Origin of the sequence: Roseivivax sediminis, assembly GCF_900112685.1 — a bacterium.
GTDB classification, from domain to species: Bacteria; Pseudomonadota; Alphaproteobacteria; order Rhodobacterales; family Rhodobacteraceae; genus Roseivivax; species Roseivivax sediminis.
In genome coordinates this window covers 217134-231405 of sequence record NZ_FOMS01000010.1, presented here as the reverse complement: position 1 = coordinate 231405, position 14272 = coordinate 217134, and the positions used below count along the sequence as shown (strand labels likewise).

The window sequence follows — 14272 nt, the reverse complement described above, 5'->3', positions numbered from 1 at the left end:
AAGTGGAGCGGGTACCACCGCCGAAGCCGCGCCGAGACGAAACCTCTCGTGACATTGCTGCGCAATGCACTGCCGGTCAATGGATGCATTGCGTAAAGCTGCTGGGTCAGAGCCTGATGGCACGCGATTTCGATCGTCAGGTTGCAGAACTCCAGGTCCGCGTCGCCGTACTCAACGGCTACACCGCGCTCGGCATACCTGTCACAGAGCCCATGGGATAAGTGCGTCTGGGGAAAGGGGAGGTCCGCACTTCACGTTCTTTGCGCAACAAAGCCCGTCGCCATGGGAGCGGCCTCGATGATCTTCTCAGGCGATTTCCGGGCCTGCACGGTCCGGCGTTCCGGCAGGCCATCGAGGCCTGCTTCGCTCCGTCGGAAACGGCCTACGAACTCGCCATGGCGCTCGACGAGGCTGTCGACACGCTGCTGTCACTGCAAGGCGAGAACTGCCACCTGCTACCGGTGGACGCCGGCCGGCGACTCCAGGTCGATGCGGGACTTCGGTGGTATGCGGCGCGGCTGCATGATCTCGCACGCGCAGCGCGAAGGATGTGACCAGGCTGGCTGACCCGCGATCTCTGTGTGGGGCGGATTGTGGGGCAGTTTTCGGCCCGCGCCCGTCGAAAACCCCTGAAAATCAAGCATACTTGGATTTGGGGGTTGACGAATGATCTCCTGGGCACCATTTCTCGCAGGTAAGCCTCTGTTTTCCCTCAGCTTCAACACGAGCTGAGCCGAGGCGTAGACCATGACCTCCAGCTACGCTGCCGCTTCCATCCATTTCGCTAGGACTTTCAGCGGGTAGCCGTTACCGTAACCGTGGCCGACGCCCTCTGTCTGCCAGCCGCCGATCTGATCCACGATGTCAGAAGGGCACTCGACGGCTCTCAACCGGTCCCGCATGGAATGGCGGAAGCTGTGCATGGTGCAGCCATCTGGCACGTCCATTTTTATGCATTTGTTGAGCGCGGCGCTTGCTGAGTTGGCGTTGGTCGTCTCGCCCTTGTTGTATCGCGGGAAGGCGAAGTTACTGCCCTGGCGCTCGGCAACGATCCTCTGAGCGGCCCAGAGCGAGCTGCCCACGAGAGGGACAAGACGGCGGCTGCCATCGGTCTTGAGGCGACGCCAGGGGTGCTGCTGAACGACCACATGGGGAATTGGGTCATCGAGCTTGATGTCCTCGACCAACAGACCGGCGGCTTCTGCGAGGCGCAGACCCGTGTCCGAGACCAGTGCAATCAGCCAGCGAGCTTCGTCATCGAGCGACCGGCACTTGGCCTGGAGTGTGCGGACAGCGTCGAGTGGGAGCGGTTGCCGGTCGGCGACGCCTGCTTTCCTGTCGTAGTAGACCCCGGCGAAGGGGTTCTGCAGCGAAACGCCGATTTCCGATGCGGCGAAGTTGATCACCGAGCGCACGGTGCCGATGATCCGCGTGATACTGCTCCCAGCCAGTTCCTTGGCGATCAGAGCATCGCGTAGGGCGTTCGCATCAGCTCGGGTGTAGGCGGTGATGTCCTTGTCGCCGCAGGCGTCGATGACGTAGCCACAAGATCGCTCAGCGGCCCGGTGGAAGGTGACAGGCGGGTTCTTGCCCTTAAGCCTGAGGTAGATCGCCACGGCCTCGCTCAGGGTCACAGCTTCGTCGGCTGGTTGGCTGCTGCCCGTGTTCGGCGCGGGCGATTGACCCTGTGCCAAGCGCAGCAAGTGCTTGCCCGGCAGATCGACCTCTTGGATGCGCAAGTGATACCAATGCTCATCCAGCTTCTGCGCAGCGCGTGTCGCCCGCGATGCCGCAACGGCTACCGACTTGGTGCGCAGCGAAAACATGATCCGCGTTGTCGTGTAGTGGTGTCTCAGATCGCTCGGAACGCGTCGTGAGAAGTAGTAGATGCCCTGCTTCGCGAAAGTGAAAGCGGCAGTCTTGGTCTCCAGCATGGTCTACGCCTCGGCTCAGCTCGTGTTGAAGCTGAGGGAAAACAGAGGCTTACCTGCGAGATGTGGTGCCCAGGAGAGGACTCGAACCTCCACGTCCATACGGACACCAGCACCTGAAGCTGGCGCGTCTACCATTCCGCCACCTGGGCACAGGCTGCGTGCCGGGGCGTTTAGACCCCGTCACGACAGGTGTCAACGGCGTTTTTTCCAATCCCTTCGACGCGATGCGGGGCGCGGCATGCGACCGCCTTGCCGGGCCGTGCCAGCGCCGGTAGACAGGGACGCGCAAGGACCGCTCCAGCCAAGAGAGACCGATCATGCCCCATGCGAAGCTCGTCACCATCTACGGCGGATCCGGGTTCATCGGGCGTTACATCGCCCGCCGCATGGCGCAGGAGGGATGGCGGGTGCGCGTCGCGGTGCGCCGCCCCAACGATGCGATCTGGGTGCGCCCCTACGGCGTCGTCGGTCAGGTGGAGCCGGTGTTCTGCAACATCCGCGACGACGGCAGCGTGCGCGACGTGATGCGCGGGGCCGACGCGGTGGTCAACTGCGTGGGCCTGCTCGCCGAGATCGGCAAGAACACCTTTGAGTCGGTGCAGAAGGACGGTGCCGCGCGCGTCGCCCGCATCGCCTCCGAGCTGGAGGTCCCGCAGCTGGTGCAGATCTCAGCCATCGGTGCCGACGCCGATTCACCCAGCGAATACGCCCGCACCAAGGCCGCCGGAGAGAACGCGGTGCTGGACGTCTATCCGCGCGCCATCATCCTGCGCCCCTCGGTGGTGTTCGGCCCCGAGGACGACTTCTTCAACCGCTTTGCGGGCATGTCCAAGATGGCTCCGATCCTGCCGGTTGTGGGCGCGGAAACGCGGTTTCAGCCGGTCTATGCCGACGATGTCGCGCGGGCCGCGGTCAAGGGGGTCCTCGGGCAGGCGAAACCGGGCATCTATGAACTGGGCGGTCCGGATTCGAGCACGTTCCGGGATCTGATGAAGCAGATGCTGAAGATCATCCGCCGGCGGCGGCTGATCCTGAACGTCCCGTTCGCGGTCGCCGGAGTGATGGGCCGGGCGTTCGACCTGTTGCAGAAGGTCAGTTTCGACATGATCGACCCGGTGCTCACCAGGGACCAGGTGGCGAACCTGCGCCGCGACAACGTGGTATCGGGCGAGACGATGACCTTCGACGACCTGGGGATCGAGCCGGTGTCGCTCGAGGCGGTGCTGCCCGACTATTTGTGGCGTTTCCGCCCATCGGGGCAATACACCGAGATCAAGGAGTCGGCCCAGGATCTGCGGCAGGGTTGAGCCGCCGCAGAGGGGCGCGTCAGTCCTTCGGGGCGAGGCGCGCGAAGAGTTCGGTGTTCCGGCAATAGGCGGGGGGCGCATCCGCGACCGACCCGACCCTGCGCGCCAACCAGCTTTCGCACGCGAAGGGCTGCGAACACGCCGTGCAGGTCAGCACCGCATCGTCGATTTCCGGCACGCTCACATCGCCGCGCAGGGCGGCTTCCTGCAGATCGACGCCCATCGCGTCCGACATGCGGTCCACGAGGCTGGCGTGGCGTTTCAGTACATCTCGGCTCAGCATCGCGGTCTCCCTCCGGTGCGCGTTCAGACCGGAGGATCGTGCCGGATCGCACGGCGGGGCGCGTTGACCTGGATCAAGTTCAGAGCTGGGCCACGGTACGCCGGACCACGTCGATTCGCGCCGCATTTGGCGGGTGGGAGCCGAGGAACCGGTTGCCGGGGTCGGGGATGCGGGTGAAGAAGCGCGCGCCGTTCAGCGGATCGTAGCCCGAGCGCGCGGTGATCACCGTGCCGAGCTGGTCGGCCTCCAGTTCGAATTCCTTGGAATAGGTGCGCGCGCCGACGCTGGCGCCGAATTCCTCGGCCGAGCGGATCGCGTCGGCGCCCGCGCCGGTCATTGCGGCGAGGCCGGAGAACACGACCGCGCCCACGGCGGCGTTCTGCTGCGTGCGCCGCAGGTGACCGAGGATGTGATGCGACGCTTCGTGCCCCATCACGAAGGCCAGCTCGTCCGCGTTCTCGACCGACGCGATCAGCGCGAGGTTGAAGGCCAGCACCGGCCGGCCGGCGCGGTCGACGGTCTGGAAGGCGTTCGGCGGCTGACCGGGGCGATCGTCCACGACGATGATGAAGTTGCAGTTCAGGTTCGGCGCGACCCGCCGGCATTCCCGCTCCGCGATCGGCTCCACGGTGGACGTCACCTCGATGAAGGTGCGCGCCGCGCGCTCCGCCCGGGTCTTGAGTTCGCCCTGTTCGGTGATCAGCGGGCCGCCCGGTTCGGTCGTGGGCACGTTGCCCGAAGACGGCGCCGGGCCGCTGACGTCGATGGGCGCGCAGGCGGTCAGCGCGGCGAGAAGGAAGGCGGGGATCCAGCGCATGGCGGCTCCGGGTCGGGATCGCAGTTGCCCAACACCTATTGCTTGCGCCGGGGCCGGGCCACTCATTTTTCCGCGGGGCCTTGGCGTTGTGTCACGCGCGACTAGCTGCCCCGCATGAGTTCCGAGATGACCGTCCTCTACAACGACACCTGCCCGATCTGCGCGCGGGAGGTGGCCGCCTACAGGCGGATGACGCGCAGCGACCCCTCCATCGCCTATCGCGGCCTGTCCGAGGGCGAGATGGAGCGCTTCGGCCTCAGCCGCCGGCAGGCCGCCCGGCGTTTTCATGTGCTCAAGGACGGCGAACTGCACGATGGCATCCCCGCCTTCGCGCTGGTCTGGGCGAGGATCCCGAAGCTTGCCTGGCTCGCCCGCGCGGTGCGGCTGCCGGTGATCGGGGCGCTGGCGCGCGGCCTTTACGATCACGTCGCCGCACCGGCGCTTTTCGCGCTGCATCGCCGGCGGGTGAGGCTAGGCAAGGCGATACCGCGCGGTTAGGCTCATGCCATGTTCAGCATCGAGCACGAATTCGACGCCACCGTGGTCACGCTCGTCGACGAGGGACCGGCGCCCCTGCAGGAGGACGTGATCGTCAACTCCTTCGAGGAATGCATCACGGTCGAGCAATACGATCCCCGCACCGACAGCGTGCAGAAGATCACCCTCTCGATCAGCCAGATGCGCGATCTCGCCGCCGCGATCGAGCTGCCGGAAGGCGTCTACACCCGCAAGCGCACGCCGTAGGGCGGGCCCGCGATTCGCGCTTGAATCCGGGGCGGTGAGGGCTGACATAGCTCGCATATTTGTAAGGATGCCCTGATGCCGCCCCGGAACGATGCCGCGCTCGACTTCCTGCTGACCCGGCGCTCGCGCCCCGCCAAGACGCTGGACGCGCCGGTACCGGGGGATGACGATCTGCGGACCATCCTGACGGCCGCCGCCCGTTCCCCCGATCACGGCAAGCTGGAGCCGTGGCGTTTTCTCGTCCTGCGCCGCGCCGCGCTCGACCGGCTCGCGGAGGCGGCGCTCGTCCGGGCGGAGACGCTGAAGCTCGATCCCGAACAGGCGGCCAAGGGGCGACAGCAATTCGCCGACAGCCCGCTCTGCGTCGCGGTGGTGGAGATCCAGCGCGAATCGGCGAAGATACCCCCGATCGAACAGACCTATTCCGCCGGCGCGGTGTGCCTTGCGCTTCTCAACGCCGCGCTGGCCGCGGGCTGGGGGGCGAACTGGCTGTCGGGCTGGGTCGCGCACGACCGCGGTTTCGTCGCAGGGCACCTGGGGCTTGAGGCCGACGAACGCATCGCCGGCTATATCCACATCGGGACCGAACGGTCCGCGCCGCCGGACCGGCCGCGTCCGGATCTCGATGCGATCACGGCCTGGATCGACGAATGATCCTGACGGCCTTCCTGCGGTCGGTCGGCCAGCTCGGCGACGATGCGCGCTTTCGCCGCGTGCTCTATCTCGGCCTGGCGCTGACGATCGCGCTGCTCGTCGTGTTCTACGCGCTGTTTCTGTGGTTCATCGGCTGGATCTCGCCGGAGGCGTTGACCCTGCCCCTCGTGGGGGAAGTGCGCTGGATCGACGATCTGCTGAGCGTGGGGTCGATCCTGCTCATGCTGGTGATGTCGGTGTTCCTGATGGTGCCCGTGGCCTCCGCGATCACGTCGATGTTCCTCGACGAGGTCGCCAAGGCGGTGGAGGACCGGCACTACCCGGCGCTGCCGCCGGCGGGGCGCGTGCCCTTCGGCGACCAGGTGCGCGACACTCTGGGCTTCCTCGGCATCCTGATCGTCGCGAACCTGCTGGCGCTGATCCTCTACATCATGCTTCCGCCGCTCTCGCCGCTGATCTTCTGGGCGATGAACGGCTACCTGCTCGGCCGGGAATATTACACGCTCGCCGCGATTCGGCGCGTGGGGCGCGAGAAGGCGATGATCTTGCGGCGCCGCCATGCCGGGCGCATCTGGCTCGCCGGCGTGCTGATGGCGATGCCGCTGTCGGTGCCGCTACTGAACCTGCTGGTGCCGATCGTCGGGGCGGCGACCTTCACCCATCTGTTTCACCAGCTGCAGGCGCGGGCGTCATGAAATCCATGATGTCGATGTCGCGCACGGTGATCGTGCCGGTCACGATGATGCCGGCGACGATGGCCCAGGCAATGGCGGCGACCCCGGTGGTGATCAACGCCTTTCGCCCGAGGTTGTGCACCTCGGGCGAGGCCGAATGCGTGCCGGGCACGACATTGCCGGCGTCGCCCTGCGTGGTCAGCCGGATCGGGATGACGATCAGGAAGGTCAGGAACCAGAACACGGCGTAGAGAACGATGGCGGAGGCGATGGACATCAGACCTGCTCCAGTTCCACGAGGCAGCCATTGAAATCCTTGGGGTGCAGGAAAAGCACCGGCTTGCCATGCGCGCCGATCTTCGGCTCGCCCGAGCCGAGTACCCGCGCGCCCTGGGCCGCCAGACGGTCGCGCGCGGCGTGGATGTCGTCCACCTCGTAGCAGATATGGTGGATGCCGCCCGAAGGATTCTTGTCGAGGAAGCCGCGAATCGGGCTGTCCTCACCGAGGGGATAGAGCAGCTCGATCTTGGTGTTCGGCAGCGTGATGAAGACGACGGTGACGCCGTGATCGGGTTCGTCCTGCGGCACGCCCACCTCGGCGCCCAGCGTGTCGCGGTATTGCGCCGCCGCGGCCTCGAGGTCCGGGACCGCAATGGCAACATGGTTGAGTCGGCCGATCATCGCATTCTCCTTCGCCGGACTGCGCTGCATATGCACCCGCGCGGCGGGCCGGCGCAAGCGCACGGCCCCGCGGCCATTAACCGCGCATTCATGATGGATCTCCATGCTGGGAAACGTGATGGCTCAGAACGATAGCGGATGGAGGACAGAATGGACGATCGCACCGCCGGATACGGAATGCTGCGGCCCACGCCGGCCCGGCCGCTTCTGGGGCTTACCGTGCTCATGGTCGAGGACAGCCGCTATGCCTGCGACGCGCTGCGGCTGATGGCAGTGCGGTCGGGGGCGCGCATCAGGCGGGCCGATTGCCTGCGCTCCGCGCGCCGGCACCTGGAGGTCTATCAGCCCTCGGTTGCCGTCATCGACATGGGGTTGCCGGACGGGTCGGGCGCGGAACTCATCGCCGAGATGGCAGCGGCGCAGCCGCGCGTGCCGGTCCTTCTGGGGATCAGTGGCGATCCCTTCGCCGAGGGGATCGCTTTGGCCGCTGGGGCCGACGGGTTCCTTGCCAAGCCGTTGGAGAGTGTGCTGGCCTTCCAGACCGCTGTACTGTCGAACCTGCCGCCGGACTGGCGGCCGGCCGGACCGCGCCCGGCGGATCCGACCCGCGTGCGCCCCGACCCGCTGGCCTACCGCGACGACATCCTGCACGCCGCCGAGGTTCTGCGCCAGGCGGAAGACGCGGATTACGTCGCCCGCTTCCTGGCCGGGCTCGCACGCAGCGCCGGCGACACCGCGCTCGCCGAAACCGCGGCACGTCTGCTCGATGCGACCACGCGGGGGGAGGAGACGGGCGTCATTCGCGAGACGCTCTCGCGGATGATGGCCGAGAGAGCGGCGGTGGACGAGATGATCTGAGCCGGATCGAAATCGGCCACATCACGGGATCGAGGATCGCCATTGGTGCGCCATTGGTCAGAGCGACAATGATGGCGCCCCTCGCGTTCCCCGGGGTTCATCCGGTCAGATGAAGGTGGGGCGCCGCGTCTGACCAACCCGGCCGGTGTGGCGCGCGGGCGACCGCGGAGTGCAACAATCGGCGACGGGCGCGGCGGTAATGTTACAAATGCCGACCTTGGCTGCCCGATCTTGGCGGATGGTGTCACCGGGCATCAAGCGCGCGTGAAAGAGGTGTTGTGCAGGCGGCCGGGGGCGCATGTTGTGGGCACGCCATGCTCCAACCCGAGGTTCCGCCGTGTCCCGCACCGCTGCCGAGTCCGCCTCCGCCCCCCAGCCGCGCCGGAGGCCCGCGCTCATGCGACATCTGCCGCTTGTCGTCATCCTCGCCGTCGCTCTCGTCGGCGCTTTCACGCTGCGTGACACGCTGAGCTTCGAGACGCTGCGCGAGCACCGCGACGCGCTTCTGGCCTTTCGCAACGACAACCTCTTCGGCCTCGCCGCCGCCTTCGTCGGGGTCTACGTGGCCATCGTCGCCTTTTCCCTGCCCGGCGCGGCGGTCGCGTCGGTGACCGGCGGATTCCTGTTCGGGCTCTGGGGCGGCAGTGCGCTCAACGTGCTGGCGGCGACGGCGGGCGCGCTGATCATCTTCGGCGCCGCGCGTACGGGCCTCGGGCGGACGTTGTCGGAGCGGATGAACGCCTCCGAGGGGACCGTGAAGCGGCTGAAGGCGCGGCTCCACGAGAACGAGATCGAGGTGCTCTTGCTGATGCGGCTGGTGCCGGTGGTGCCGTTCTTCGTAGCCAACCTCGTGCCGGCGCTCGTTGGCGTGGGCTGGCGGAACTTCGCCCTGACGACGGCGTTCGGCATCGTTCCGGGGGCGGTGGTCTTCACTTCCATCGGGGTCGGCGTCGGCGAGGTCTTCGACCGTGGCGGCACGCCGGACCTGTCGCTTCTCTGGGCGCCGCAGGTGATCCTGCCTCTTCTGGGGCTCGCCGCGCTGGCGGCGCTGCCCATGGTCGTCAAGGCCGTGCGCGGCCGGAAGGAGCCTTGAGCGATGGAACGGATCAGCACCGATCTCCTGGTCATCGGCGCCGGCTCGGGCGGTCTGTCGGTGGCCGCAGGCGCGTCGCAGATGGGCGCCAACGTGGTGCTGCTGGAACGCGGGGAGATGGGCGGCGACTGCCTCAACTACGGCTGCGTGCCCTCCAAGGCACTGATCCGGAGCGCGAAGACCGCGCATGCGATGCGCCACGCCGCGCGCTACGGTATCGGTTCCGTGGAGCCCTCCGTCGACTATGCCGCCGCAAAGGATCACGTGCAGGAGGTCATCGCCAGCATCGCGCCGCATGACAGCCAGGGGCGGTTCGAGGGGCTCGGCGTCCGGGTGATCCGCGAGACGGGCCGCTTCGTGTCGGAAACGGAGGTGGAGGCCGGGGCCCACCTGATCCGCGCGCGCCGCATCGTGCTCGCCACCGGATCGTCGCCTATGGTGCCGCCGATCCCGGGTCTCGACGCCGTGCCGTACCTGACGAACGAAACGCTCTGGGACCTGCGCGAGCTGCCCGAGCACCTTCTGATCATCGGCGGCGGCCCGATCGGCATGGAGATGGCGCAGACGCATCGGCGGCTGGGATCCCGCGTCACGGTGATCGAAGGTGCGAAGGCCCTCGGTAAGGACGATCCCGAGCTTGCGGAGGTCGCGCTCGATGCGATCCGCGGCGAGGGCGTGGAGATCGTCGAAGGCGCGCAGGCCGCCGAGGTGCGCGGAACCGCCGGTGCCATCGAGGTGGAGACCGGGGACGGGCGCGTCTTTGCCGGCTCGCACCTGCTGCTGGCGGTGGGGCGGCGTGCCAACGTGGACGATCTTAACCTCACCCGCGCGGGGATCGAAACGACGAAGACAGGCGTGAAGGTGGATGCGCGCCTCAAGACCACCAACCGCCGCGTCTATGCCATCGGCGACGTCGCCGGCGGGCTGCAGTTCACGCATGTCGCATCCTATCACGCCGGCCTCGTCGTGCGGTCGGCCGTTTTGGGCTTGCCGGCCAAGGCGTCGACCGATCACCTGCCCTGGGCCACCTATACCGACCCGGAACTCGCGAATGTCGGCCTCACCGAGGCGCAAGCGAAGGAGCGGTTCGGTGACAAGGTGGAGGTCGCGCGGTTCGACTACGACGGCAACGACCGCGCGCAGGCAGACCGCCTCACGACCGGCCGGGTCAAGGTCGTCGTGCACCGCGGCCGTCCCGTCGGCGCCGCCATCGTCGGGCACCAGGCGGGCGAGCATATCGGCCTCTGGGCCTTCGCGATTTCGTCGAAGGCAAAGATGCAGAATGTCGCCGGCATGGTCGCGCCCTATCCCACCTACAGCGAACTTAACAAACGCGCCGCGGGGGCCTATTTCTCCCCCAGGCTGTTTGACAGCGGGGCCGTCAAGCGCGTGGTGCGCACGGTCCAGCGCTGGCTGCCGTGAGCACGCGTCTTAACTAAGGCTTTATGGTGAATTCGCTTTCCGGCCGCTTTCTGATCCTCACGACGATCTTCGTGATGCTGGCCGAAGTGCTGATCTTCGTGCCCTCGGTCGCGCGGTTCCGTGAAAGCTTCCTCCTGGCGCGGCTCGAACGGGCGCAGATCGCGTCCCTGTCGCTTCTGGCCACCGACATGATCGACCCGGCGCTGGAAGAGGAACTCTTGCTCAATGCCGGGGTCTACAACGTGGTTCTGCGCCGCGACGAGGCGCGGCAGCTGGTGCTGTCCTCGCCGATGCCGGGGCAGATCACCACCACCTACGATTTGCGCGACGCCTCTGCGCTGACGCTTGTCTTGGATGCCCTCCGCCGCCTCGTGACGCCGGAAAGCGAGCTCATCCGCGTCATCGGCAGCCCGTCGCGCGATGCCGGTCTGCAGATCGAGGTGACCATGCACAGCGACGAGCTGCGCGCGGCGATGATCGATTATGGCCTGCGCATCCTTGTTCTGTCGGCGGTGATCTCGGTGCTGACGGCGTTCCTGTTGTTCCTCGCGGTGCGGCGGGTGCTGGTGAAGCCGATCAAGGGCGTCGTCGCGCACATGCAGAGCTATGCCGCCGCGCCCGAGGACTCGCACCGCATCATCCGCCCTGGCGCCGGCGTGCGGGAACTGCGCGAGGCCGAGGAGGCGCTGGCCAAGATGCAGACCGAGCTGACCCAGGCGCTGCGCCAGAAGGAGCGGCTGGCGCAGCTCGGCGGGGCGGTGGCGCGGGTCAGCCACGATCTGCGCAACATCCTCACCTCCGCGCAGCTTTTTGTCGACCGGATCGAGACCTCCGAGGACCCGGTGGTGCGCCGGCTCGCGCCGAAGCTGGTGAATTCCATCGCGCGGGCGGTGTCGCTCTGCGAATCGACTTTGGCCTTCGGCCGCGCGGAAGAGCCATCGCCGGTGCTGTCGCACGTGAACCTCGCGCAGATCGTCGACGAGGTGCTGGAAGCCGAGCATCTCGCGATCGGCGACGCGGAAGTGTCTCTCGCCGCCGACATTCCGCCCAACCTCATGCTGCGGGCCGATCCCGAACAGCTGCATCGCATCCTGTCCAATCTGGTGCGCAACGCGCGGCAGGCGATCATCGGGTCGGGTCAACCGGGAGAGATCAACATCACCGCCTCGGCGGGCGACTCGTTCTGGCGGATCGAAGTGTCGGATACCGGGCCCGGTCTGCCGGCGAAGGCGCGCGACAACCTGTTCAAGCCGTTCCAGGGCGGGGCGCGCAAGGGCGGTTCCGGGCTCGGCCTTGCCATCGTGCTGGAACTGGTCCGCGGACACGGCGGCACGCTGGAGCTGCTGCACTCGGATGCCGATGGGACCACCTTCCTCATCCGGCTGCCGATGGGCGGGCTGAACTGACGCCGCGAAGGGGAAAAGGATTTTTCCGGACCTCCCCTTGCATCGTCCGGTGAGGCCGGATAGATCAGCGATCCACGGACCGATAGCTCAGCTGGATAGAGTACCTGACTACGAATCAGGGGGTCGGGGGTTCGAATCCTCCTCGGTCCGCCACCACCCTCCCTCAAGGCGCCGAAAATCGATCTCAGGTTCGGTGTGGCCGGGATTCATCGCTCGTCGTTTCTCCCACAGGCATGTGTGGTCGCTCGGCGTTTGCCTGTCCGGGCAGGGGTCCTGTGTCAGGACAAGTTCCATGACAGACGACGACACCCGGGAGGCCGCGCCCGGTGCGCCGACACGGCCTTGTGCCGGGGCGATTCGAGCCTTGCGCTCGGCGCGGATTTCACGCGTCGACGGAAAGCCGTTTCAGACAGACACGAGCGATAGCGCCAGGTAGCACAACGCCGACAGGACCGCGGCGGCAGGGACGGTGACGATCCACGCCGCCGCGATCGTGAGAAAATGCGACCGGCGGACAAGCTTGCGGCGGCGGCGCTCCTCGCTCGGAACGCGCTGCGCGGGGGGGCGGGCCTCCTGGATCCTGCGGGCGCGACGCTCGGCGTGCCATTCCCGGAAAAAACCGACTCCGAAGACCCCGCCGACGGCGATGTGTGTGGAACTGACCGGCAGGCCGAGCCACGAGGCCGCAATGACCGTGACCGCGGCAGAGAGGGCGACGCAATAGGCGCGCATGGGATTGAGCTTGGTGATCTGGCCGCCGACCATATCGATCAGTTTCGGGCCGAACAGCATCAGCCCGACGGAGATCCCCATCGCCCCGATGAGCATGACCCAGACCGGGATCGCGACCTCTGCCGCGGCCCCGCCGGTTTCCTGCGCATAGACGATCGCGGCCAGCGGGCCCACGGCATTGGCGACGTCGTTCGCGCCGTGGGCGAAGGACAGCAGGGCGGCGGAAATGACGAGGGGAACCCGGAAAAGGATCTTGAGCGACCGGTTGCGGTTCTCGAGCCCGCGTGCCTGCCGGCGGATCAGCGGTGTGGCGGCGGCCGCGCAGAGAACGCCGATCACGACCCCGATCAGGAGCGCGGTGCCGAGGTCGATCGCCATTACCCGCTTGAGGCCCTTGAGCGCGAGATAGCTTGCGAATGCCGCGGCCATCAGGCCGATCAGCACGGGCACCCAGGTGCGGGCCGCGGCGATCTTGTCGTCGACGTAGATCACCTTCCACTTGATGAAGGCGAGGACGGCGGCCGCGATGACGCCGCCGAGCGCGGGCGAGATCACCCAGCTTGCGGCGATGGCGCCCATGGTCGGCCAACTCACCGCGCCAAGCCCGGCCGCGGCAATTCCGGCGCCCATGACGCCGCCGACGACGGAATGCGTGGTCGAGACCGGCGCGCCGACGAAGGTCGCGAGATTCACCCAGAGCGCGGCGGACAGCAGCGCTGCCATCATCGCGGTCACGAACACCCGGCCGTCGGCCAGGCTTTCCGGTGCGACGATGCCCTTGGAGATGGTGTTCACCACATCGCCGCCCGCCAGGAGCGCGCCGGCGCTCTCGCAGACCGCCGCGATGGCGATCGCCCCGGCCATGGACAGCGCCCGGGCCCCGACCGCGGGGCCCATGTTGTTGGCCACGTCGTTCGCGCCGATATTCAGGGCCATGTAGGCGCCGAACGCCGCCGCCACGACGACGAAGAGCGCCCCGGGTGTCTGACCGACGATGAGGCCGGCGGAAATCGCGGCCACGGTCACGAACAGCAGCGACAGGCCGACACCGATGAGCGGTCGCGCCGCATACATTGTCGCCGCCTCGAGCCGGGACAGTCGGTTGAGGTCGCGGTCGAGGGTCTGCCAGTTGTAGGAGCCGTCCTGCTCGCTCATGGGGCCACTCTTGTTTGGGCGAGATTATCGCGCGGAGGCGGCGAGAAGACCGTCCACATCGGCGAGTAGGTCTTTCAGTCCGGGTTCGTCCACCGACGCCGCCGCATCCTGCGGGCTCATCCATTGCCGCTCGCGACGGCCCGCCTCGGGGTAGTCGTCGTAGAGCTTCTCGGTGTCGATCGCGTAGACATCCACGTCCGTCGGCACGGGAATCCCGCCTCGCAGGCGCTTGTCGTAGCGGTAGCGCCCGATGCGCCGGGGCCTGGCGCCCCGCGGCTTCACCCCGGCCTCCTCCCACGCTTCCTCGAGCGCGACACCGCCGGCGTCGAACCCGGTTTTCGGCCAACCTTTCGGGAGGATCCAGCGTCGCGTCTCGAGCGAGGTGATGAGGAGGATCTCCAGCCGGCCGCTGTCGCGGCGGAAGCACAGCGCCGCAACCTGATAGCGCGACGGGCGCCTCAGGATCGGTTGAATGAACTCGGACCAGATCGTATTGAGCATGGGTATTCTCG

At 67.3% G+C, this 14272-nt stretch carries 17 protein-coding genes, 2 tRNA genes and 1 pseudogene; 12 read left to right on the top strand and 8 right to left on the bottom strand.

Annotation, left to right across the window (positions count from 1 at the left end):
• Positions 1-221 (top strand): annotated as a pseudogene (locus tag F3H57_RS16400) (hypothetical protein); the annotation flags it as partial.
• Positions 222-395: 174 nt separating this feature from the next.
• Complete coding sequence (locus F3H57_RS22300) at positions 396-554, top strand: hypothetical protein (protein WP_188129717.1); 159 nt, start codon at positions 396-398, stop codon at positions 552-554.
• A 204-nt stretch (positions 555-758) separates the two neighbouring features.
• On the opposite strand, the gene F3H57_RS16395 is transcribed toward F3H57_RS22300, so the two are convergent.
• Together F3H57_RS16395 and F3H57_RS16390 are read right to left on the bottom strand one after the other, a co-directional pair.
• The gene (locus F3H57_RS16395; RefSeq protein ID WP_149757005.1) at positions 759-1934 is read right to left on the bottom strand and encodes a DUF6538 domain-containing protein; all 1176 of its coding nucleotides are present in this window, start codon (positions 1932-1934) and stop codon (positions 759-761) included.
• A gap of 63 nt (positions 1935-1997) precedes the next feature.
• Positions 1998-2083, bottom strand: a tRNA-Leu gene (locus F3H57_RS16390).
• A gap of 168 nt (positions 2084-2251) precedes the next feature.
• Between F3H57_RS16390 and F3H57_RS16385 the strand changes: the two genes are divergently transcribed.
• Positions 2252-3241, top strand: a complete 990-nt coding sequence (locus F3H57_RS16385; RefSeq protein WP_149757004.1) for a complex I NDUFA9 subunit family protein — start codon at positions 2252-2254, stop codon at positions 3239-3241.
• A 19-nt stretch (positions 3242-3260) separates the two neighbouring features.
• On the opposite strand, the gene F3H57_RS16380 is transcribed toward F3H57_RS16385, so the two are convergent.
• Positions 3261-3524, bottom strand: coding sequence for a DUF6455 family protein (locus F3H57_RS16380; protein WP_149757003.1), 264 nt, complete (start codon positions 3522-3524; stop codon positions 3261-3263).
• 79 nt (positions 3525-3603) lie between these two features.
• The gene (locus F3H57_RS16375; protein ID WP_149757002.1) at positions 3604-4341 is read right to left on the bottom strand and encodes a M48 family metallopeptidase; all 738 of its coding nucleotides are present in this window, start codon (positions 4339-4341) and stop codon (positions 3604-3606) included.
• A gap of 126 nt (positions 4342-4467) precedes the next feature.
• On the opposite strand from F3H57_RS16375, the gene F3H57_RS16370 reads away from it, so the two are divergent.
• The 4 genes from F3H57_RS16370 (at position 4468) to F3H57_RS16355 (ending at position 6434) form a co-directional block, all read left to right on the top strand.
• Entirely contained in the window at positions 4468-4839 is a 372-nt protein-coding gene (locus F3H57_RS16370) for a thiol-disulfide oxidoreductase DCC family protein (protein ID WP_188129716.1), read from the top strand.
• Between the two features lie 9 nt (positions 4840-4848).
• On the top strand, positions 4849-5085 hold the full coding sequence (locus F3H57_RS16365; protein ID WP_149757000.1) for a hypothetical protein: 237 nt from the start codon (positions 4849-4851) through the stop codon (positions 5083-5085).
• 75 nt (positions 5086-5160) lie between these two features.
• Complete coding sequence (locus F3H57_RS16360; protein ID WP_149756999.1) at positions 5161-5739, top strand: nitroreductase family protein; 579 nt, start codon at positions 5161-5163, stop codon at positions 5737-5739.
• Complete coding sequence (locus F3H57_RS16355) at positions 5736-6434, top strand: EI24 domain-containing protein (RefSeq protein ID WP_149756998.1); 699 nt, start codon at positions 5736-5738, stop codon at positions 6432-6434. The genes F3H57_RS16360 and F3H57_RS16355 overlap by 4 nt, the downstream gene beginning before the upstream one ends.
• Here the strand turns inward: F3H57_RS16355 and F3H57_RS16350 are convergent.
• Both F3H57_RS16350 and mce read right to left on the bottom strand, forming a co-directional pair.
• Complete coding sequence (locus F3H57_RS16350) at positions 6394-6690, bottom strand: DUF1467 family protein (RefSeq protein ID WP_149756997.1); 297 nt, start codon at positions 6688-6690, stop codon at positions 6394-6396. The two genes, F3H57_RS16355 and F3H57_RS16350, sit on opposite strands and share 41 nt — an antisense overlap.
• Positions 6690-7094, bottom strand: coding sequence for a methylmalonyl-CoA epimerase (mce, locus tag F3H57_RS16345; RefSeq protein WP_149756996.1), 405 nt, complete (start codon positions 7092-7094; stop codon positions 6690-6692). The genes F3H57_RS16350 and mce overlap by 1 nt, the downstream gene beginning before the upstream one ends.
• Before the next feature lie 150 nt (positions 7095-7244).
• Between mce and F3H57_RS16340 the strand changes: the two genes are divergently transcribed.
• The 5 genes from F3H57_RS16340 to F3H57_RS16320 all read left to right on the top strand — a co-directional run bounded on the left by F3H57_RS16340 (position 7245) and on the right by F3H57_RS16320 (position 12026).
• Positions 7245-7952 (top strand): response regulator, encoded by a 708-nt coding sequence (locus F3H57_RS16340; RefSeq protein WP_149756995.1) that lies wholly within the window; start codon positions 7245-7247, stop codon positions 7950-7952.
• 397 nt (positions 7953-8349) lie between these two features.
• Positions 8350-9045 (top strand): TVP38/TMEM64 family protein, encoded by a 696-nt coding sequence (locus tag F3H57_RS16335; RefSeq protein ID WP_223163106.1) that lies wholly within the window; start codon positions 8350-8352, stop codon positions 9043-9045.
• Positions 9046-9048: 3 nt separating this feature from the next.
• Positions 9049-10467 (top strand): dihydrolipoyl dehydrogenase family protein, encoded by a 1419-nt coding sequence (locus F3H57_RS16330; RefSeq protein WP_149756993.1) that lies wholly within the window; start codon positions 9049-9051, stop codon positions 10465-10467.
• A 23-nt stretch (positions 10468-10490) separates the two neighbouring features.
• Complete coding sequence (locus F3H57_RS16325; RefSeq protein WP_149756992.1) at positions 10491-11873, top strand: sensor histidine kinase; 1383 nt, start codon at positions 10491-10493, stop codon at positions 11871-11873.
• A gap of 76 nt (positions 11874-11949) precedes the next feature.
• Positions 11950-12026 (top strand) — tRNA-Arg (locus F3H57_RS16320).
• Between the two features lie 252 nt (positions 12027-12278).
• Here the strand turns inward: F3H57_RS16320 and F3H57_RS16315 are convergent.
• Positions 12279-13760 (bottom strand): inorganic phosphate transporter, encoded by a 1482-nt coding sequence (locus F3H57_RS16315; RefSeq protein WP_149756991.1) that lies wholly within the window; start codon positions 13758-13760, stop codon positions 12279-12281.
• Positions 13761-13784: 24 nt separating this feature from the next.
• Positions 13785-14261 (bottom strand): NUDIX hydrolase, encoded by a 477-nt coding sequence (locus F3H57_RS16310; RefSeq protein WP_149757014.1) that lies wholly within the window; start codon positions 14259-14261, stop codon positions 13785-13787.
• Between the last annotated feature and the right edge of the window lie 11 nt (positions 14262-14272).

Excerpts from the sequence above, each read along its gene's own strand:
- F3H57_RS16360 (WP_149756999.1), top strand. The coding sequence starts at position 5,161 with ATGCCGCCCCGGAACGATGCCGCGCTCGACTTCCTGCTGACCCGGCGC.
- F3H57_RS16315 (WP_149756991.1), bottom strand. The coding sequence starts at position 13,760 with ATGAGCGAGCAGGACGGCTCCTACAACTGGCAGACCCTCGACCGCGAC.
- F3H57_RS16335 (WP_223163106.1), top strand. The coding sequence starts at position 8,350 with ATGCGACATCTGCCGCTTGTCGTCATCCTCGCCGTCGCTCTCGTCGGC.
- F3H57_RS16385 (WP_149757004.1), top strand. The coding sequence starts at position 2,252 with ATGCCCCATGCGAAGCTCGTCACCATCTACGGCGGATCCGGGTTCATC.
- F3H57_RS16350 (WP_149756997.1), bottom strand. The coding sequence starts at position 6,690 with ATGTCCATCGCCTCCGCCATCGTTCTCTACGCCGTGTTCTGGTTCCTG.
- mce (WP_149756996.1), bottom strand. The coding sequence starts at position 7,094 with ATGATCGGCCGACTCAACCATGTTGCCATTGCGGTCCCGGACCTCGAG.
- F3H57_RS16310 (WP_149757014.1), bottom strand. The coding sequence starts at position 14,261 with ATGCTCAATACGATCTGGTCCGAGTTCATTCAACCGATCCTGAGGCGC.
- F3H57_RS16330 (WP_149756993.1), top strand. The coding sequence starts at position 9,049 with ATGGAACGGATCAGCACCGATCTCCTGGTCATCGGCGCCGGCTCGGGC.
- F3H57_RS16365 (WP_149757000.1), top strand. The coding sequence starts at position 4,849 with ATGTTCAGCATCGAGCACGAATTCGACGCCACCGTGGTCACGCTCGTC.
- F3H57_RS16395 (WP_149757005.1), bottom strand. The coding sequence starts at position 1,934 with ATGCTGGAGACCAAGACTGCCGCTTTCACTTTCGCGAAGCAGGGCATC.
- F3H57_RS16355 (WP_149756998.1), top strand. The coding sequence starts at position 5,736 with ATGATCCTGACGGCCTTCCTGCGGTCGGTCGGCCAGCTCGGCGACGAT.
- F3H57_RS16325 (WP_149756992.1), top strand. The coding sequence starts at position 10,491 with ATGGTGAATTCGCTTTCCGGCCGCTTTCTGATCCTCACGACGATCTTC.
- F3H57_RS16340 (WP_149756995.1), top strand. The coding sequence starts at position 7,245 with ATGGACGATCGCACCGCCGGATACGGAATGCTGCGGCCCACGCCGGCC.
- F3H57_RS16370 (WP_188129716.1), top strand. The coding sequence starts at position 4,468 with ATGACCGTCCTCTACAACGACACCTGCCCGATCTGCGCGCGGGAGGTG.
- F3H57_RS22300 (WP_188129717.1), top strand. The coding sequence starts at position 396 with ATGGCGCTCGACGAGGCTGTCGACACGCTGCTGTCACTGCAAGGCGAG.
- F3H57_RS16380 (WP_149757003.1), bottom strand. The coding sequence starts at position 3,524 with ATGCTGAGCCGAGATGTACTGAAACGCCACGCCAGCCTCGTGGACCGC.
- F3H57_RS16375 (WP_149757002.1), bottom strand. The coding sequence starts at position 4,341 with ATGCGCTGGATCCCCGCCTTCCTTCTCGCCGCGCTGACCGCCTGCGCG.